Here is an 18,902-nt window from a genome sequence, read left to right as displayed (position 1 = left end):
GTCTCTCACGTCACAGAGATGCTCCGTCCGGAACCGGACGGATCAAGACGACTTCTTCTTGTCGTCGATCTCCTCGAACTCGGCGTCCACCACGCGCTCGCCGTTCGGCCCGGTGCTGCCGCCGGCCGCACCCGGCGCTTCACCCGCCGGTGCCGCACCAGCTTCCTGCTGCGCCTTGTACATCGCCTCGCCGATCCGCATGGCGATCTGGGTCAGGCGCTCGCCGGCGGAATCCACCGCCGCCTTGTCCTGGCCTTCGAGCGCGGAGCGGGCTGCGGCAATCGCGCTTTCCGCCTCACCCTTGTCCTGCGCCGAGATCTTGTCGCCACCTTCCGCGAGAGTCTTCTCCGTCTGGTGGATCAGGCTCTCGACCTGGTTGCGGCTCTCGACGAAGGCGCGACGCTCCTTGTCGGCGGTCGCATTGGCTTCGGCTTCCTGCACCATCTTCTGGATGTCGGCGTCCGACAGGCCGCCCGACGCCTGGATGCGGATCTGCTGCTCCTTGCCCGTCGCCTTGTCCTTGGCCGAGACCGACACGATGCCATTGGCGTCGATGTCGAAGGTCACCTCCACCTGCGGCACGCCACGCGGCGCGGGCGGTAGGCCGACGAGATCGAACTGGCCGAGCAGCTTGTTGTCCGCCGCCATTTCGCGCTCGCCCTGGAAGACCTTGATGGTCACGGCCGTCTGGTTGTCCTCGGCGGTCGAGAAGGTCTGGCTCTTCTTGGTCGGGATCGTGGTGTTGCGGTCGATCAGACGCGTGAAGACACCGCCCAGCGTTTCGATGCCGAGGGACAGCGGCGTCACGTCGAGCAGCAGCACGTCCTTCACGTCGCCACGCAGAACCGCACCCTGCACCGCGGCGCCGATGGCCACGACTTCGTCCGGGTTCACGTTACGGGCCGGGTCCTTGCCGAAGAACTGCTTCACCGCTTCGATGACCTTGGGCATGCGGGTCATGCCGCCGACCAGGATCACCTCGTCCACCTCACCGGCGGTCACGCCCGCATCCTTCAGCGCGGCGCGGCAGGGCTCCAGCGTGCGCTGGATGAGGTCGTCGACCAGCGCTTCCAGCTTCGCGCGCGAGAGCTTCAGCACGAGATGCTTCGGGCCAGAGGCATCGGCCGTGATGAAGGGCAGGTTGATCTCGGTTTCCTTCGCGGAGGACAGCTCGATCTTCGCCTTTTCGGCCGCTTCCTTCAGGCGCTGCAGGGCCAGCTTGTCCTTGCGCAGGTCGATGCCGTTCTCCTTACGGAACTCTTCCGCCAGGTAATCGATCACGCGCAGGTCGAAGTCTTCGCCGCCGAGGAAGGTGTCACCGTTGGTGCTCTTCACCTCGAAGACGCCGTCGCCGATCTCGAGCACCGAGACGTCGAAGGTGCCGCCGCCGAGGTCATAGACCGCGATGGTGCCGGCGGACTTCTTGTCCATGCCATAGGCGAGGGCCGCGGCGGTCGGCTCGTTGATGATGCGCAGCACGTCGAGGCCGGCGATCTTGCCGGCGTCCTTGGTGGCCTGGCGCTGCGCGTCGTTGAAGTAGGCCGGAACGGTGATGACGGCCTGCGTCACGCTTTCGCCGAGATAGGCCTCCGCAGTTTCCTTCATCTTGGTGAGGATGAAGGCCGAGACCTGGCTCGGCGCATATTTCTGACCGCGGGCTTCCACCCAGGCGTCGCCATTGTCGCCCTGCACGATGGCATAGGGGACGAGGCCCTTGTCCTTGGCGACCAGCGGGTCCTGGTAGCGGCGGCCAATGAGGCGCTTGACGGCATAGAAGGTGTTGGACGGGTTGGTCACGGCCTGGCGCTTGGCGGCCTGGCCGACGAGCCGCTCACCGCTGTCGGTGATGGCGACCATGGACGGCGTGGTGCGCGCGCCCTCACTGTTTTCGATCACGCGGACATCCTTGCCCTCCATGATCGCGACGCAGGAATTGGTGGTGCCGAGGTCGATACCGATGACCTTGCTCATAGGCAGTCTCCTTTATAAGCGGGAGCCACCAGCCCGAAGCACCGGCGCCCCCCTTGGGATCACGTCACACTAGATAATTGTGCGGCCATTCCAAGGCAAGAATTTATGCCCAAATTTTGTGCACTGTCCTGGAATAGCCGGTCTTCAGGAATGGCGCCTCAGCCCGCCGGGGCTTTGGCGACCACGACCATGGCCGGCCGCAGCAGGCGGCCGTTCAACGTCCAGGCGGGGGTCCAAGCCTGGATGACGGTGCCGGCCGGATGCTCTGCCGTCTCCTGCTCGGCCATCGCCTGATGCAGGTTCGGATCGAACAGCTGGCCCGTGGGGTCTTCCATCTTGATACCGTTGCGCTCAAGCGTCGCGACGAAACTGCGCTCGATGCCTTCGAAGCCGTCCCGCAGCTTGCCGATGATCTCGGCTTCGCCTTCGGCGCGCGCCGGCAGGCTGCTCAGCCCGCGCTTAAGATTCTCCGCCACTTCGGCGACGTCGCGCGCAAATTTCTGCACGGCGAAGAGGCGGGCATCCTCCACTTCGCGCTTCGTGCGGGCCCGCAGATTGGCCATTTCCGCCTCGGACCGCATCCAGCGGTCACGCATCTCGTCGCGCTCGGCTTCGATGGCGGCCAGCCGCTCGGCAGGCGAAAGCTCTGCCTCCGGCACGCCGGTGGGATCTTCCTCAGAATGGTTCTGGGTCTTTTCGGTGTCGCTCATGGGCCCTGACTTAGGTTTGCGAAAGCGCTGGTGCAAGCACCGGCTACACGAAATTGCGAGGTGCCAGATACGCAGCCACGGGGCGGCTTTCAACTGCCTCTGCGCTAACGCGGCAACCATACGCTGAAGCGCGAGCCCTGGCCTTCCTCACTTGTGATGACGAGCTGGCCGCGATGGCGATTGACGATGTGCTTGACGATGGCGAGGCCGAGGCCCGTACCGCCGACGGCGCGGGAGCGCCCCTTGTCCACCCGGTAGAAGCGTTCGGTCAGACGCGGCAGATGGGCGCGAGGGATGCCCGCGCCGTCGTCGCCCACCGTCACCACCACACCGGGCCGGCTCGGCCAGGGTGCGCCCTCCACCGGCTCGACCGAAAGGGAGATGCAGCCTTTCTCCCGACCGTATTTCAGCGCGTTGTCGAGGAGGTTGTTCAGTACCTGCGCCATCTGGTCCACGTCGCCCGGTACGGAGGGCAGCTCGGCCAGGCTCAGCTCAAGCGTCACCCCGCGCTCTAGGATGCGCGGTTCGAACGCGGCCACCGTGCGCTGGATGAGAAGGCTGAGATCGATCTTGCCTTGGGGCGACTGATGCTCGGAAAGCTCGATGCGCGAGAGGCTGAGCAGATCGTCAATCAGCCGGTTCATACGCGCCGCCTGCTGCGCCATGATTTCGAGGAAGCGCTCCTGGGCCTGCGGGTCGTCCTTCGCTGGGCCTTGCAAGGTCTCGACGAAGCCCATCAGGCTGGCGAGCGGCGTGCGCAACTCGTGGCTGGCATTGGCAACGAAATCCGCCCGCATCCGCTCCACCGCGCGCTCGCGCGTATGATCGACCAGCAGCACCGTGACTAGGTCTTCCGCAAACAGGCCAGGCTGAAGCGGCGTCACCGTCGCATGCAGTTCCCTTGGCACGGGTGCCGCGAACAGGAGATCCGCCGCCTGCGGCTCGCCCGAAGAAACCGCCTTGTCGATCGCGCCACGCAGCAAGGGGTGGCGGAGCACGGCGCCAGTATCCTCCCCAAGGCTCTGCCGCGCCGCCTCGTTAAGACGCTGCACGCCCCCTTCGGCGTTCACCACCAGAAGAGGCTCCGGCAGATGCTCGATGATGCTCTTCTCGATGCGGAGCGCGGTCTCGAGCTGTGTGACCCGGCCCTCCGCCTCGTCCTTGCTCTGGCCGAGGTAGCTGCCCAGCCGGTCGATTTCCGGAAGGCGCGGCGGTTCGGTCGGCAGGCCGACAAGGATGCGGTGCAGCCGCTCCAGATCCTGCCGCCACAGGAAGGCTGCGACGAAGGCGACGAAGATTTCTACGGCGATCAGGATGAGCGTGCTCGTGCTGTGCGCTCGCCCAGCCGCCATCATGACGATCTGGCCGATCAGCGGCACCACGAGGATGAGCACCATCCAGCGGCCGATGCCCGGTACCTTCGGCTCCTTCATGCCGCCATCACGCCCTCTCGCCTTGCGTTGGTCAGGAGAGCGTCAGCTCCCCGGGGCGAAGCTCTGCGGCGCCGGCTGGACGATCTGCGCCCCGTCCGGCGAGACCTGGAAGACCGCGAGCCCCCGCTTGACCGACCCGTCCGCGCCCAGAGCGAGAAGCCCATCGGCCCCGCTGAAACCGGACGGGTTGGTGAGCGCCGCCTGGTCCACACGCCCGTTCTGCGTCGTCACGCGGGCCAGGGCCGCAGCGTCGAAGGCGATGGCAGCCAGCGCCGAAGGCGGGCCCCCATAGGCTTGGGCATAACTCGCATTGAAGGCAGTCGCCGCCGCCGGATCGGGCGCGGCGTAGAGGGCGCCACGGAAGCCCGCATGGGCGACGGCGGCGGGGTCTGCCGCCCAGAGGCCCGGGCCGAGCACCAGAACAGGTCCCGGATTCACATCGTAATAGGGCAGCAGGGAGGCGAGTTCGCCCAAGCCCCCGCCGGTCTCCGCCACCATCAGAGCATTGAAGGGCGGTGGCGGGATCGGCTGCCGCGCGAGCTTCGCCGCCTGCTGGCGCGCCGCCACTGTATGGGCGCCGCGCAGCTGCTTGATCTGCGCGTCGATCGGACCGCGGCGGCTGCCATATTGCGACAGGGAGCGCAGGCTCGAATTCATCGAGCCAAAGCTGCCGGCGGTATAGGTCACCACCTGCTGGCTCTGCCCGGTGGCTTGTAGGGCCTGGGCCATGGCGTTGCCGAGGGGGGTATCCGGCAGGAAGCCCGCGATCTGGCCGTGGCCCTGGGCATTCGCCGCCGCCACCAGGGCGCGGACCTGCTCCGCCGGCGAAATTCCGAGCGGCCAGAGGCCAGGCTGCGCCACCTTGGAATCGGAGGTCAGGGCCAGCACGTCGACATGGGCCGGCGCCGTGATCGGAGCGACGGCTGCCGCCTCCGTCATGGTCAGCGGCCCGATGATCAGCCCTGCGCCATCGGCGATGGCCTTCTGCGCCGCCTGCGCCGCGCCCTGCGGGGTGCTGCCCGTGTCCAGCACGTCGAGCGAGCCTGCCGCCGTAGGGCCGAGGCCGAGCTTCACGGCATTGACGAGCTGGGGCCCGACATTGGCATAGGTGCCGGTGAGGGGCGCAAGTAGGGCGATGCGGCTGCCCGCCGGGGCCGGCAAGGATGCCGCGGCCCCGCCGCCCAGCGCTTGCGGGGTGCCAGGGGCCGACCCCATCATGGGCAGGTTGGACTGCTCCGCGCAGCCCGCCAGACCGAGAAGGACTGCGAAGAGAGTCGATGCCCGAGCAAGACGCACTTGTAGATCCTCCGTCTGGACGGGACTCGCCGTCGGCCGAAGTCTGGCCGTCTGTCGGCGGAGCCCAAGCCGCACTTGTGCTGGTTTCCACGCCGATCGGCAACCTGGGGGATGTGACAAGTCGGGCGATCGCGACCTTGAGATTGGCCGATATCGTACTTTGTGAAGATAGCCGGGTGACCGCGCGCCTGTTCTTTTCGCTCGGCCTGCGCGCCCGGCTTGAAAGCTTGCACGACCATAATGAGGAAAGCCGTATTCCGAAATTGTTGGAGGCGGCGCGGACGGGCACCCGTCTCGCCCTCGTGAGCGATGCTGGCACACCTCTGATGTCGGACCCGGGCTTTCGTCTGGTGCGCGCCTTTCGGGAGGCGGCGCTGCCGGTCACGGCCCTGCCCGGCCCGAATGCCGCGGTCACCGCGCTCACCCTGTCCGGCCTGCCGCCGCATCCCTTCCTGTTCCTCGGCTTCCCGCCGCCGCGCGGGGCCGCGCGCCGCACCGCCTTCGCGAGCCTGCGCGCCGCCGAACAGGCCGGCCTTTCCGCCACCATGATCTGGTACGAAAGCCCCCATCGGGTGGCGGATACGCTCGCCGATCTCCAGGCCGTCTTCGGCGACCGGCCGGCGGCTCTCGCGCGGGAACTGACGAAGCATTTCGAGGAGGTGCGGCAGGGCACGCTTGGCACCCTCGTGGCAGGGGTCGCCGCTGATCCGCCGCGGGGGGAGATCTGCCTCCTGCTCGGGCCGCCCGACCCTGCCGAAGAGGTGCTGCCGGAAGCCGATCTCGACGCCAAGTTGCAGGCGGCCCTCGGCCAGGCGAGGCTCAAGGAAGCAGTGGCCAGCGTCGCGGCGGAGACCGGCTTGTCGCGCCGGCTGGTCTATGCGCGGGCGCTGGCTCTGACACGCGAGGCCTGACCGCACCAGAAGAGGCTGGGTTTCGGCCGCGGAATCTTTGTATGACCGAAAGGGTTCACGTCACCTTCGGTCCTCGCGCATGCGTCTTCGTCAGGTCGATCTCAACCTGCTCCACGTCTTCGATACGGTCATGCGGACGCGCAGCGTCGCCATGGCCGCCGAGCACCTCGCCCTCTCCCCCTCGGCGGTGAGCCACGCTCTCGGCCGGCTGCGCCAGGCGCTGAAGGACGAGCTCTTCATCCGTGACGAACGCGGCATGACCCCGACCCCGCGCGCCATCGAACTGGCCGCGACCGTGCATGACGGCCTCTCTCTCCTCGAACGCGCCTTGACGGCGACGCCCTTCACGCCCGGGGAGTCGATCCGCAGCTTCCGCGTCGCTGCCGGTGACTATGCCTGCGCCTTCCTGTTGCCGCCGCTCGTCGCCCGGCTCCAGCGGCTGGCCCCCGCCATCGATCTGCGTATTACGCCGGTGAACCGTACCGATGTCGGGCGGCAGCTGCAGAGCGGCGCCGTGGACCTCGTCATCGGCTGGTTCGGGAGCCTGCCTGCCGAGTTGCGCCGCCGCCCGTTCCTCCGTGAGACCGGCGTCCTCGTCGTGCGGCAGCGTCATCCCCTGGCCGAAGCCCCGCTCACCCTCGCACGCGTCGCGGCCTTCCCGCATGTCGTCGTGGACCTCACGGGCGAAGAGGATCTGCGGGGGGATGGCTTCTATGATGATCGCGGTCTCGTCCGACGCGTCTGGATGGAGCGGCTGGTGCTGCATTCCCGGTCGCAGGATTCGCCCGCCGCCCGCGTGGCCGTGAGCGTGCCGCATTTCACCGCTATCCCCTTCCTGCTGCGCCAGACCGATCTGGTCGCAACCCTGCCCAAGCGCATCGCGGATTGGGCAGCCACATCCGGTGGGCTCGTCACGCTCGATCCGCTTCTCCCCTCTCCCACCGTCGATGTCGAAATGGTCTGGCACGGGCGGCAAGACCAGGATAGCGGCCTCGCCTGGCTGCGGGAGCAGCTCGCCACCAGCCTGCAGGAGGATGCTGAAGGAAGTTCAGTTGCCTGAACGTCCGCGGTTCGGCCATGCAACACACCCGCCTCGCATCGCCTGACCAGGGAGAGAAGCCATGAGCCTGCCGAGCAGCACCATCAGCACGCCGGGCCTGACCGTCACCTTCAGCGACACCAGCGACTGGGGGGCGGGCTTCATCGGCGGCGTGACGATCACCAATACCTCGGGCGTCGCGATAAGCCATTGGACGATCGCCTTCGATCTCGCCAATGCCATCACCAATCTCTGGAACGCACAAATTACCAGCCACACAGGCAGCCAATACAGCCTGGCAGCGATGCCGTACAACGGGACCATCGCGCCCGGGCAGTCGGTCTCCTTCGGCTTCCAGGCGACGGGGAGTTCGCCCAGCCTGCCAACACGTTGCATCTTCAACGGACAGTCGATCGGCAGTGGCGTGGCTCCCCTGCCGACGCTCTCGGTCGCGGATGCGTCCGTCACGGAAAGCGCCGGTCAGAGCAAGACGGAAAGCTTCACCGTCAGCCTCTCGACCGCCAGCACGACACCCGTCACCGTCGCCTTCAAGACGGCGGACGGCACCGCGCTTGCGGGCACGAATTACACGGCGACGAGCGGCACGCTGACCTTCGCGCCTGGCGTCAAGAGCCAGACGGTCTCGGTTCCAACAAAAGCCTCCGGCACAGGAACCAGCACCTATAGCCTGCTGCTCTCCAATCCCTCCGGCGCGACCATCGCGGATGGCACAGGCATCGGCACCATCATCAATCCGCTGCCCACGCTTTCGGTCGATGACGCAACAGTCACGGAAGACGGCAGCACGACGGCCGCCGAAACCTTCACCCTGCATCTCTCGGCGGCCTCATCCAGCGCAGTGACGGTCGCCTACAAGACGGTGGATGGGACAGCGAAGGCCGGCACCGATTACACGGCAGCCGCGGGACAGGTGACCTTTCAGCCCGGCAGCACGACGGCGACCGTCACCATCACCACCGAGCCCGGCATCGCCGGTACACGCAGCTTTTCCCTTGCCCTGTCCAATCCCTCCGGCGCCACCATTGCGGACGGCACGGGCGTCGGTACCATCGTCAATCCGGCCGCGACGACGACCACACCCAGCATCAGCGTGGGCGATGTCACGGTGAACGAGACGGTGGCGGCCAGCGGCGGCACCCTGCTGCCCGCACGCTATCTCAGCACCGCAGGCAATCAGATCGTCTCGGCCGCAGGCACGCCGGTCAAGCTCTCCGCCATCAACTGGTACGGCCTGGAGACGAACGCCTACGCGCCGCAGGGTCTCTGGGCGCAAAGCTACAAGACCATGATGAACCAGATGGTCTTGCTCGGCTTCAACGCGATCCGTCTGCCCTTCTCCTTGCAGCTTTTCGATTCCGGCAGCACGCCGAGCGGCATCAACTACACGCTCAACCCCGATCTCGCCGGGCTGAACGGTCTCGGCATCATGGACAAGATCGTCGCCTATGCGAGCCAGATCGGCCTCAAGATCATCCTGGATGATCACCGCAGCGCAGCGGGGTCCAGTGCCAATGAGAACGGCCTGTGGCACGACGGTGGCTATACGGACGCGAACTGGATCGATACCTGGACGATGCTGGCCAAGCATTACGCCGGGAATACGACGGTCGTCGCCGCCGATCTGCTCAACGAGCCGCATGGTGCCGCGACCTGGGGGATGGCAGCGCGACCGACTGGGCTGCCGCCGCGACGCGCGCGGGCGATGCAATCCAGGCGGTCAACCCCAACTGGCTCATCATGGTCGAAGGCATCCAGACCTATGGCGGCCAAAGCACCTGGTGGGGCGGCAATCTCATGGGCGCCGCGAGCCACCCGATCACGCTTACGGATGCACATAAGCTCGTCTATTCCGCGCATGACTATCCATCTTCAGTCTATGCGCAGCCCTGGTTCTCGGATGCGAGCTACCCAAACAAACTCGCCGCGATCTGGACCAAATACTGGGGTTATCTCTACCAGAACGGCACGGCGCCGGTCTTTCTCGGAGAATTCGGCTCCAAGCTCGAGACGAGCAGCGACCAGCAGTGGATCGCACAACTGGTGAAATACCTTGATGCGCCAGGCGGCGCCGGCGGCGCACAGGGCATCTCCTGGGCCTATTGGGACTGGAACCCGACATCTGGCGATACGGGCGGCATCCTGAAAGATGACTGGTCTACGGTCGACACCACCAAGATGGCCGCTATCACACCGGCCCTCTATCATTCCGACACGAGCACGACGGTAACCCCCGCGACGGTGGATTTCCTCGTGAAGCTCTCCACGGCGTCCAGCTCGGCGGTGACGGTACATTACCAGACGATGGACGGCACGGCGAAAGCGGGCGTCGACTATGTCGCCGCATCCGGCACCGTGACCTTCGCGCCCGGCACGACCACCGCCATCGTCTCGACCGATCTATTCGGCGATAGCTCGGCCACCTCTGCGCTCGATTTCTTCCTGTCATTGAGCGACCCGGTGGGGGCAAGCCTGCTCGGCGAAAAGGCGACCGCGACGCTTATCCCAGCCTCCGTCGGCAGCGGCGCCAGCAGCGGCAGTACGGCGACGGGCAGTTCCGGCAGCACGAGCCCGGACATCACGGTAACGCCGAGCCTAACCCAGAGCTGGAGCGGCGGCTTCCTCGAAAACGTCACCATCACCAACAATAGCGATCAGGCGCTGTCGCAATGGGAGGTGGAGATGACCAGCCCGGCCGCCGTCACCAATCTGTGGAACGCGGTCACGCTGTCACACAGCGGCAGCAGCTACCTGCTCGGCAATGCCAGCTACAACGGCACCATCGCGGCGCATTCCTCGGTCAGCTTCGGCTTCCAGGCCGCGGGGTCGAGCGCCGATCCCTTGACGGTCGTCTATCACACCAGCTGAGGCCGGGACCTAATTGCTCATCTCGATGACGGCGCGCACCTTCGGATAGATTTCACGCGCCCAGTGGCTGCCGCTGAAGACGCCATAATGCCCGACATTGGTCTGCAGATGATGTTGCTTCATCGTCGTCGGCAGTCCGGTGCAGAGATCGAGCGCCGACATGGTCTGGCCGATGCCGCAGATGTCATCGCGCTCACCTTCCACCGTCAGCACCATGGTGCGGCGGATCGCGCCAGGGTCCACCCGCTCGCCGCGATGCATCAGGCGGCCGAGCGGCAGATCGTGATCCTGGAAGATGCGCTTGACGGTTTCGAGGAAGAATTCGGCCGGCAGGTCCATCACCGCGCGGTATTCGTCGTAGAATTTGCGATGGACGTCGGCGCGGATCTCGTCGCCGCCGGTAATGGCGCGGCATTGCAAAATTTCGGCGCGCAGATGACGGTCGAAATTCATGGCGACGAAGGCGCTCAGCTGCATGAAGCCAGGGTAGACGCGGCGGTTCGCACCCTTGAAGCGCCAGGGTACGATACCGATCACATTGTCATTGAACCACTCGATGGGCTTTTCCTGGGCCAGCAGGTTCACCTTCGTCTCGGCAACGCGCGTGTCGATCGGTCCCGCCATCAGCGTCATGCTGCGCGGCGTCGCGATATTGCCCTGACGCGCCATCACGGCAACCGCGGCCAGCACCGGCACCGCGGGCTGGCACACGGCCAGCACGTGCCCGCCGGGGCCCATCGCCTCCAACTGCTGGATGACGTGGTCCGTATAATCCTCGAAGCCGAAGGTGCCTGCCGAAAGCGGCACGTCCCGCGCGTTCTTCCAGTCGGTGATGTAGACGTCGTGGTCCGCGACCAGGGTTTGCACCGTGTTACGCAGCAGGGTCGCGAAATGGCCGGACATCGGCGCCACCACCAGCACCCGCGGCTGACGCACGGGACTTTCCTTGCGGAAATGCAAGAGCGAGCAGAAGGGCGTCTCCATCACCACCTCCTCTGTGATGGCAACCGGACGGTCGCCGATCACGACGGAGTGGATGCCATAGGCCGGGCGTTCATGGGTGATGGCGGTGCGCCAAAAGGTTTCAGTCGCCGCGGCCATACCGCGCAGGCCGAGTGACGCGGGCGCAGCGAGATCAAGCTGATTGAGCAATCCGGTCGTAAAGCGGGCGAAACGACGCGCCGGCTCCATCATGTCGGTCTGCGCCTGGTAGAGCTGATAGAGCATCGGCGTGCCGAAGGCGGCGAGATAATCCGTGAAGGGCAGGCCGGCGACGGGCCGGGCCATCTCGTAGAAGACGGATTGGCTGTTTTTTTCCTTGCCGCCCGCCATCCGGTTCCGCTCCAATCCGAGGCTCTGATACAGAGGATCGTCGGCTTTGGGGGACAGGACGCCGTTCATGGCAGAGGCCACGCTTCTCATCAGCAGCAAGAACTATTCCTCCTGGTCTCTCAGGGGGTGGCTGATCACCCGCCTGTCAGGCTTGCCCTTCCGGGAAGTCTTCGTCGATCCCGAGGATCCGGCGGCGCGTGCGGAACTGCTGCTCCGGTCGTCCTCCATCCTCGTCCCCTCGCTGGTGCACGATGGCATCACCATATGGGACACCCTCGCCATTGCAGAATATCTGAACGAGTTGCGGCCTGAGGCCCAGATGCTACCGAAGGACAGGCATGCGCGTGCGCGATGCCGAGCGATCAGCGGGGAGATGCATTCGGGCTTTGCCGCTCTCCGCTCCTCCCTGCCGATGAACCTGCACGCCTTCCGGCCGGGCTTCACCATTTGGTCCGCAGCACGCGCGGACATCGAGCGGATCCTCGCGATCTGGCAGGACTGCTTCGATACGTGGAAGGGCCCATACCTGTTCGGCGACCGCCTCAGTGTCGCCGATGCCATATATGCGCCGGTGGTCACCCGCTTCCTAACCTACGACGTCGCGGTGAGCCCACGCGCGGCCCAATACTGCCAGGATATCATGGCCTGGCCGGACATGGCGGAGTGGGTGCGGGCGGCGAAGCTGGAACCCCAAGAAATCACCGAACTGGAAGTAGAATTCTAACAGAACGGTAACATAGCACGGGTTTTCCAAAACGAATAGCGGGAAGCGCCGGCTTGGCCTCAGCCTAAGAGGCGACCCAGCACCCGTGCCGTGTAATCCACAACGGGGATCACCCGCCCGTAATTGATGCGCGTCGGGCCAATCACGCCGATGGCCCCCACGATGCGATTATTGGCGCCGCGCGTCGGCGCCACGATCATCGAGACGCCCGCCGACCCGAAGAGACCGCTTTCCGCGCCAATGAAGATCCGCACCCCGTCGGAGGTTTCTGCCAGTTCAAGCAGGCGCAACATGGTTTCCTGCGCCTCCAGCCGCTCGAACAAGGTCTGGATGGAGGCGAGCTTCTCGATCTGCGTGACGTCGGCGAGCAGCCGGCCCTGGCCGCGCACGATCAGATTGCCACCGCGCCCCTCGCCGCCCCATGTCGCAAGACCGGCTTCGATGATGCCGGCAGCCAGCTCGTCCAGCGTATTGCGGTCGCGCGCGATCTCGGCCGCCATCTTGCTGCGGAAATCCGCGAGCGTCTGACCCTGAAGCCGAGCGTTCAGATAGTTGCTCGCCTCCTGCAGCGCGGAGGGGGGAACGCCCACGGGGATGTCGATGACGCGGTTCTCGACCTGCCCTTCGGAGGAGACGAGGACGACCAGAGCGCGCCCCGAAGCCAGGGGGACGAATTCGATGTGCTTGATGTTGCCTTCCGCCTTCGGCGCCAGCACGAGCCCGGCGGCCGAGGAAAGGCCGGACAGCAAGGTGGAGGCTTCGGCCAGCGTGTCCTGCAGGCTGCGGCCGTGGCTCGCGAGGGCGGCGTCGATCGCGTCCCGCTCCTCCTCGGCGAGATCGCCGAATTGCAGCAACCCGTCGACGAAGAGCCGCAGACCCCGGTCGGTGGGCAGCCGACCCGCGGAGGTGTGCGGCGCGTAGAGCAGGCCGGCCTCGGTGAGGTCCGCCATGACGTTGCGGATGGTCGCAGGCGAAAGGGTCACGGGCAGCCGGCGGGAGAGCGTACGGCTCCCGACGGGCTCCCCCGTTTCCACATACTGCTCGACGATTTCGCGGAGTACGGCCGCGGACCGGCTGTCCAGACCCTGGGGCAGCACGGGCGGCGAATGAAGCGAGAAAGTACGGCCGGAAGTGTCCATCGGTCGCTCGAAGCTTAGGGCCTGGCGTGGCGGCTGGTCAAACCAGATCGCGGGTCTGCGCCGGTGTCAGCCGCCCTGCCATGCAGCAAGAAGAGTGCTGCGTACCGACCCCGTCATGTCAATCATTGCTGGCGGGGGAGCCAGAATGCGGCAATGGGCGCGAGCGGGGTGGCTGGGTGACGTCTGGGTAAGAGCGCAGACCGCCCTGGAGCGCCGTCCGACCGCCGCTGGCCTGCTGTTGGCGCTCATCGCCTATCTCCTGTTCTCCCTGCATGATGCGCTGGTGAAGCTGCTGGTGGCGCACATCGCGGCGCCCGAGATTCTCTTCATGCGCAGCCTCACGGTCATCGTGCTGTGTCTGAGCCTCGGGGGGCGGGGCGTCGTCACCCGCGGTCTCTTCTCGCCGATGCGGGGCAAGCTGCTGCTGCGCGCCGTCCTCACCTTCGTCGCCTGGCTGCTCTACTACTCCTCGGCCCGCTATCTCGGCCTCGCCGAGATGATCACCATCTATTTTGCGAGCCCGCTGCTCATCGCCGTGCTTGCAGGTCCGATGTTGGGGGAGCGGGTGACCACGGTGCGCTGGGCTGCGCTTGGCATCGGCTTCGTGGGCGTGCTGCTCGCCGCCCGGCCGCATGGCGGCGATCCCGTGCTGCCCGCCCTCTGCGTCGGCTTCGCCGCCGTCATCTGGGCCTATGCGATGATCCTGATGCGGCAGATCTCCGCCGAATTGCGGGGCTGGGATCAGGTCTTCGTCATCGCCCTGCTCTTCCTCGTCGGGTGCGGGATCACGCTGCCCTTCCTGTGGAAGACACCGAGCCTGCCCACCCTACTCCTGATGCTGGGTCTCGGCTTCGTCTCCACCACGGCCCAACTCCTGCTGATCCGCAGCGTGCGCTTCGCCCAGGCCAGCGCCGTCGCCCCCATGGAGTTCAGCGGGCTGCTTTGGAGCTTCGTCTTCGGCTATTGCCTCTTCGGAGACGTTCCGGCCCTCGGCGTCTTCTTCGGCGCCGGCCTCATTCTTCTCAGCGGCGCCATGGTCGTGCTCGGCGAGATGCGCGGCGCCCGGCCGCTTTTGGAGGCGACCAGCCCGCGCCAGCAGTTCAAGAAAAGCTAGAAGAACCAAAAAAGGTCGGACACAAATTCGTGTTCTGATCACATGATCACCACACCATTCTCAGTGAGGTGCGGTGCGATGGATTGGTTAGAGGCTCACGCGGAACGTCCGATGCTGGCCGTGACGCCGGATCCGCGCGCCCGCTACCATCGCGCCATTCCGGAGGATGTCCGCCGTGGCCTGTTGCTGAGCGCTGCCGAGGAGCTGTTTCTCGCCCGCGGCTTCGTCGCAACGACGATGTCCGACGTCGCCCGTTCCGCCGGCATGTCGAAGAAGACGATCTATCAGGTCTTCGAGTCGAAGACGGAGCTGTTCCTGGCCCTCTTGCGTCTGCGGCTCACGACGCCCCCGGCACCGCCCGGCATCGACACGCTCCTGCCTGAGACCGCCCTCACCCGGTTGTTGCAGCATATCGCCCAGCAGGTGCTGGCACCCGAGACGCTCGCGCTGCGCCGGCTCATCCTCGGCAGCCTTCCTATGCTGCCCGAGATCCGCGGCGTCTTCGAAGCGCATTGCCTCAGCGTCCACACCCTCCTGGAGAGCTGGCTGCAGGATGGCGTGGATCAGGGACGGTTTCAAATCGGCAACGTGCCGGAAGCGGCGAGCCTGCTGCTCGCCTATGCGATCGGGGATTTCCATTGGCGCCTGCTGGCAGGGGTTGGCACGCCACCCACGGAACCCGAGATCGCCGCGCGCATCGAGGCCGCCGTCGCCCTCTTCCTGCGGGACCATGCGGTCGCTGTCCCGATTCCAGCCGCCGCCGATTGACCGGCGTGTCGCCTCTCTGACCCCCATCTCCGACGCGCGCGATTGACGCCGGCGCCGGCTTCGCGTTTCCAGGACGGCACGAGTTGGTGGAGCGTGGCGACGTGAAGATCATTCCCTGGTGGAGCTGGGCGTTTCCCCTCCTGGCTTGGCTGCTGATCGGCCTCAAGACGGTCATGCCCGTTCATGACGCCCTGCTGCCGCTCTTCATCCTGGCGCTCGGCGGCGCCGTCTTCGCCGCCGTTCATTTCGCCGAGGTGGTCGCCCACAAGGTCGGTGAGCCCTTCGGCACGCTGGTGCTGGCCGTTGCTGTCACCATCATCGAAGTCGCACTGATCGTCTCCGTCATGCTGAGCGGCGGCGCGGACAAGGCGGCTCTCGCCCGCGACACCGTGTTTTCGGCCGTCATGATCGTCTGCACCGGCGTCGTCGGCCTCTGCGCCCTCATCGGCGCCTGGCGGCATGGTGAGCAGGAATTCCGCATTCAGGGCGCCAATGGTGCGCTGGCCGTGCTCGCCGCGCTCTCCGTGTTGACGATGGTGCTGCCGAATTACACCTCGTCGCCCGGGCCGACCTTCACCATTGCCCAGCTCAAATTCGTCGGCATCACCTCGCTGGTGCTCTATGGCGTCTTCGTCTTCGTGCAGACGGTGCGGCACCGTTCCTACTTCTTGCCGGAACAGGCCGGGGCACAGGAGCATGCGGCACCGCCGCCGTCGGGCACCGCCACCCTCGTCGCGCTCGGTCTCCTCGTTCTCGCGCTCGTCGCCGTCGTCGGCATGGCCAAGGGTCTGTCCCCAACGATCGAAGCGGTGGTCGCGCGTTCCGGCGCGCCGGAATCCGTCGTGGGCGTGGTCATTGCGGCCTTCGTGCTGCTGCCCGAAAGTCTTGCGGCCGGTCGCGCCGCGCGGCGCGACCAGTTGCAGACGAGCTTCAACCTGGCCTTCGGGTCCGCCATCGCCAGCATCGGCCTCACCATCCCGGTGGTCGCCGTGGTCTCCATCCTGCTCGGCCAGCCGCTCACCCTGGGCCTCGATCAGAAGGAAACCGTCCTGCTGGCGCTCACCCTGCTGCTCAGCACACTGACGGTCGCGACCGGCCGCACCTCGATCCTCCAGGGCGCGATCCATCTCGCGGTCTTCGCGGTCTTCCTCTTCTTCGCCGTCGTCCCCTAACGGAGCAGGGCGGCGAGCAGAGCGTCCAGCCGCATGCGGCCTTCGGCCGTTGCGCGCAGGCGGTCGCCCTCCTCCACGAGATAGCCTTCTTCGATGGCGGCGGCGCGGATTACCGGGTCCAGCGCCGCCGCCAGGGTCATGCCTGTGCGCGCCTCGAAACGCGCGGCGGAGAGGCCTTCCGACAGGCGCAACCCCATGAGCAGCATTTCCTGCGCCTGCTCGGCCTGCGTCACCACGCTCTCCGGCGTCGAGCCGTGGCCTTGCGCCTCGACCCGTTCGGCCCAGATTTCGGGCGCGCGATGGCGGCGCGTCGCAACTCGACCGTGAGGCAAGGTCAGCCTGCCATGGGCGCCCGGGCCGATGCCGGCATAGTCGCCATAGCGCCAATAGGCGAGGTTGTGGCGGCTCTCCGATCCCGGCTTCGCATAATTCGACACCTCGTAGGGCGCGAGACCGTAGCGCGCCGCTTCCTCGACCGTCACCGCATAGAGCCGGGCCGCCGTCTCCTCATCCGGCAACACGATCTCGCCTCGGCGATGCATCCCCTCATAGACCGTCCCGGGCTCGATGGTGAGCTGGTAGAGGGAGAGATGATCGGCCGCGAGATCCAGCGCCTGGCCCAGTTCCGTGCGCCACGTGGCTTCGCTCTGACCGGGGCGCGCATAGATCAGGTCGAAGGAGAGGCGGGGGAAAAGGCCGCGGCCGAGTTCCAGCGCCGCGATCGCCTGCGGCGCCGAATGCTGGCGCCCGAGCCTGCGCAGGTCTTCGGCATGCAGGCTCTGAACGCCGATGGAAATCCGATTGACGCCGGCGTCCCGATAGCCGCGGAAGCGGCCGGCTTCGATGCTGGTGGGATTGGCTTCGAGCGTGATCTCGAGATCAGGCACCGGGGCGAATAGCGCGCACGCCCGGTCAATGAGGGCCGCCACCGTTTCGGGCGCCATCAGGCTGGGCGTGCCGCCCCCGAAGAAGATGGAGCCGAGCGGACGGGGACCGAGACGCCCGGCCTCCCATTCCAGTTCACGCAGCAGCGCCGCGCGGAATCGTGCCTCCGGCACCACCTCCCGCACATGACTGTTGAAATCGCAATACGGGCATTTCGCGAGGCAGAAGGGCCAATGAACGTAGAGGGCAAGCGGCTCGATGCTTGCCGCGCCGGAGCCTCGGAGGGTCGCGGGGGTCATGCCCGTGCTTTAGAGGCGGAGACCGCCCGTGCCAATCGACAAGGCGGGGACACACCCCATCTCTGGGCACGGATCGCTTGAACGGATGATGCCATGTTCGGATTGGGGAGGAGTGCGAAGCCGGGGAGCGATGCGGAGGTGGCGCGCGTGCTGATCGGCCTGGCCGGTCTCGGCCTCGGCCTTCTGCTGATCTGGCTGCTGCACAACGAACTGCTGCTCATCTTCCTCGCCGTACTGCTGGCCGCGTCGCTCCGCGGCGCGGCCGATCGGGTCGCCGCGCATACGCCGCTCAGCCGGCGCTTGGCTATGACCCTGATCGTCATCCTCATGGCGGCGGCGATCTTGGGCTTCTGCTTTTGGGTCGGGCCGCGCCTGGTTCAACAGGGAACGGATCTCGTCAACGCGTTAATCCAGGAAGGCCAGGATCTCACCGCCCGCTACGGCCATACGCAATGGGGCAGCCAGATCCTGGAGAAGATCAAGAGCGCCGGAGCGCAAACCGCGCAGAGCCTGGCCGCCCCCATGCTCACGGCGGCGAGTTCCACCTTTTCCGGGCTGCTCGCGATCTTCGTGCTGATCGTCACCATGATCTACTTTGCAGCGAACCCCGAGCTCTACCTCAACGGCGTCGTCACCCTGCTGCCGCCGGAGCGCCGGCCACGCACGCGGGAAGTGCTCGACAAGGTCGGCCACGTGCTGCGCTGGTGGTTCCTGGGCCAGATGATCGACATGGCGGTGGTCGGTGTCTTCACCATGGTGGGCCTCGCCCTCATCGGCATGCCCATGGCGCTCGCCCTCGGCGTCATCGCCGGCATCCTCACCTTCGTGCCCTATTTCGGCGCCATCCTGGCCGCCATCCCGGCGCTTGCCATCGCGCTCGGCCAGGATCTCCACATGGCCTTCCTCACCCTCGTGGTCTTCACCGTCTGCCACATCATCGAGGGCTATGTGGTGTCGCCCCTGGTGCAGGACCGCATGGTGCGCCTGCCCCCGGCGCTCCTGATCCTGTCGATGACGCTGCTCGGCACGCTTTTCGGGCCGATGGGCATCATCATGGCGACGCCGCTTGCCGCCGCTGGGCTCGTCCTAGTCTCGGAACTCTACGTCGTCGATGTCCTGCAGGACGAAAGCGGGCGTGACGTGACAACACGCCCGCTGGAAAAACGCGCGCCGTGACACCGAACGGTTGTAAGAATCCTTAACCATAGGTAGCAATTACAACC

Annotated in this window: 15 protein-coding genes and 1 pseudogene; 9 read left to right on the top strand and 7 right to left on the bottom strand. The window is 66.3% G+C overall.

The features are described 5' to 3' along the window. Positions 1-42: 42 nt before the first annotated feature. The 4 genes from dnaK to ACYQ6W_RS12445 all read right to left on the bottom strand — a co-directional run bounded on the left by dnaK (position 43) and on the right by ACYQ6W_RS12445 (position 5,410). Positions 43-1,971, bottom strand: coding sequence for a molecular chaperone DnaK (gene dnaK, locus ACYQ6W_RS12460; RefSeq protein ID WP_459675636.1), 1,929 nt, complete (start codon positions 1,969-1,971; stop codon positions 43-45). Positions 1,972-2,129: 158 nt separating this feature from the next. Further along, the gene (locus tag ACYQ6W_RS12455; RefSeq protein WP_459675635.1) at positions 2,130-2,681 is read right to left on the bottom strand and encodes a nucleotide exchange factor GrpE; all 552 of its coding nucleotides are present in this window, start codon (positions 2,679-2,681) and stop codon (positions 2,130-2,132) included. Positions 2,682-2,785: 104 nt separating this feature from the next. Continuing rightward, complete coding sequence (locus tag ACYQ6W_RS12450) at positions 2,786-4,114, bottom strand: ATP-binding protein (RefSeq protein ID WP_459675634.1); 1,329 nt, start codon at positions 4,112-4,114, stop codon at positions 2,786-2,788. Positions 4,115-4,156: 42 nt separating this feature from the next. Then, complete coding sequence (locus ACYQ6W_RS12445) at positions 4,157-5,410, bottom strand: ABC transporter substrate-binding protein (protein WP_459675633.1); 1,254 nt, start codon at positions 5,408-5,410, stop codon at positions 4,157-4,159. Positions 5,411-5,487: 77 nt separating this feature from the next. Between ACYQ6W_RS12445 and rsmI the strand changes: the two genes are divergently transcribed. From rsmI to ACYQ6W_RS12425, 4 genes and pseudogenes are all read left to right on the top strand, one after another. Beyond that, positions 5,488-6,321, top strand: coding sequence for a 16S rRNA (cytidine(1402)-2'-O)-methyltransferase (rsmI, locus tag ACYQ6W_RS12440; protein ID WP_459675632.1), 834 nt, complete (start codon positions 5,488-5,490; stop codon positions 6,319-6,321). A 79-nt stretch (positions 6,322-6,400) separates the two neighbouring features. Continuing rightward, entirely contained in the window at positions 6,401-7,381 is a 981-nt protein-coding gene (locus tag ACYQ6W_RS12435) for a LysR family transcriptional regulator (RefSeq protein WP_459675631.1), read from the top strand. A 61-nt stretch (positions 7,382-7,442) separates the two neighbouring features. Next, a pseudogene (locus tag ACYQ6W_RS12430) lies at positions 7,443-9,439 on the top strand (cellulase family glycosylhydrolase); the annotation flags it as partial. 117 nt (positions 9,440-9,556) lie between these two features. Further along, on the top strand, positions 9,557-10,246 hold the full coding sequence (locus ACYQ6W_RS12425) for a cellulose binding domain-containing protein (protein ID WP_459675868.1): 690 nt from the start codon (positions 9,557-9,559) through the stop codon (positions 10,244-10,246). 9 nt (positions 10,247-10,255) lie between these two features. Here ACYQ6W_RS12425 and ACYQ6W_RS12420 read toward each other — a convergent pair whose 3' ends face one another. Then, positions 10,256-11,647 carry a polyhydroxyalkanoate depolymerase gene (locus tag ACYQ6W_RS12420; protein WP_459675630.1) on the bottom strand — a complete coding sequence of 464 codons (1,392 nt, stop codon included), beginning with the start codon at positions 11,645-11,647 and terminating at the stop codon, positions 10,256-10,258. Here ACYQ6W_RS12420 and ACYQ6W_RS12415 point away from each other — a divergent pair. Continuing rightward, a complete protein-coding gene (locus ACYQ6W_RS12415; RefSeq protein ID WP_459675629.1) occupies positions 11,646-12,302 on the top strand; it encodes a glutathione S-transferase family protein in 657 nt (218 codons plus the stop codon). The genes ACYQ6W_RS12420 and ACYQ6W_RS12415 overlap by 2 nt on opposite strands. Positions 12,303-12,361: 59 nt before the next feature. Here ACYQ6W_RS12415 and hrcA read toward each other — a convergent pair whose 3' ends face one another. After that, on the bottom strand, positions 12,362-13,441 hold the full coding sequence (gene hrcA / locus ACYQ6W_RS12410) for a heat-inducible transcriptional repressor HrcA (protein ID WP_459675628.1): 1,080 nt from the start codon (positions 13,439-13,441) through the stop codon (positions 12,362-12,364). Positions 13,442-13,586: 145 nt separating this feature from the next. On the opposite strand from hrcA, the gene ACYQ6W_RS12405 reads away from it, so the two are divergent. From ACYQ6W_RS12405 to ACYQ6W_RS12395, 3 genes are all read left to right on the top strand, one after another. Next, on the top strand, positions 13,587-14,555 hold the full coding sequence (locus ACYQ6W_RS12405; protein WP_459675627.1) for a DMT family transporter: 969 nt from the start codon (positions 13,587-13,589) through the stop codon (positions 14,553-14,555). A gap of 111 nt (positions 14,556-14,666) precedes the next feature. Further along, the gene (locus tag ACYQ6W_RS12400; RefSeq protein WP_459675626.1) at positions 14,667-15,323 is read left to right on the top strand and encodes a TetR/AcrR family transcriptional regulator; all 657 of its coding nucleotides are present in this window, start codon (positions 14,667-14,669) and stop codon (positions 15,321-15,323) included. Between the two features lie 101 nt (positions 15,324-15,424). Continuing rightward, on the top strand, positions 15,425-16,495 hold the full coding sequence (locus tag ACYQ6W_RS12395) for a calcium:cation antiporter (RefSeq protein ID WP_459675625.1): 1,071 nt from the start codon (positions 15,425-15,427) through the stop codon (positions 16,493-16,495). Here the strand turns inward: ACYQ6W_RS12395 and hemW are convergent. After that, the gene (hemW, locus tag ACYQ6W_RS12390; RefSeq protein ID WP_459675624.1) at positions 16,492-17,679 is read right to left on the bottom strand and encodes a radical SAM family heme chaperone HemW; all 1,188 of its coding nucleotides are present in this window, start codon (positions 17,677-17,679) and stop codon (positions 16,492-16,494) included. The two genes, ACYQ6W_RS12395 and hemW, sit on opposite strands and share 4 nt — an antisense overlap. 93 nt (positions 17,680-17,772) lie before the next feature. Between hemW and ACYQ6W_RS12385 the strand changes: the two genes are divergently transcribed. Continuing rightward, positions 17,773-18,855: an AI-2E family transporter gene (locus tag ACYQ6W_RS12385; protein WP_459675623.1), complete on the top strand. Its 1,083-nt coding sequence runs from the start codon at positions 17,773-17,775 to the stop codon at positions 18,853-18,855. Positions 18,856-18,902: the final 47 nt, after the last annotated feature.

The sequence above is a fragment of the Acidisoma sp. 7E03 genome, assembly GCF_054665075.1.
This window is presented reverse-complemented; position numbering and strand designations above follow the sequence as displayed.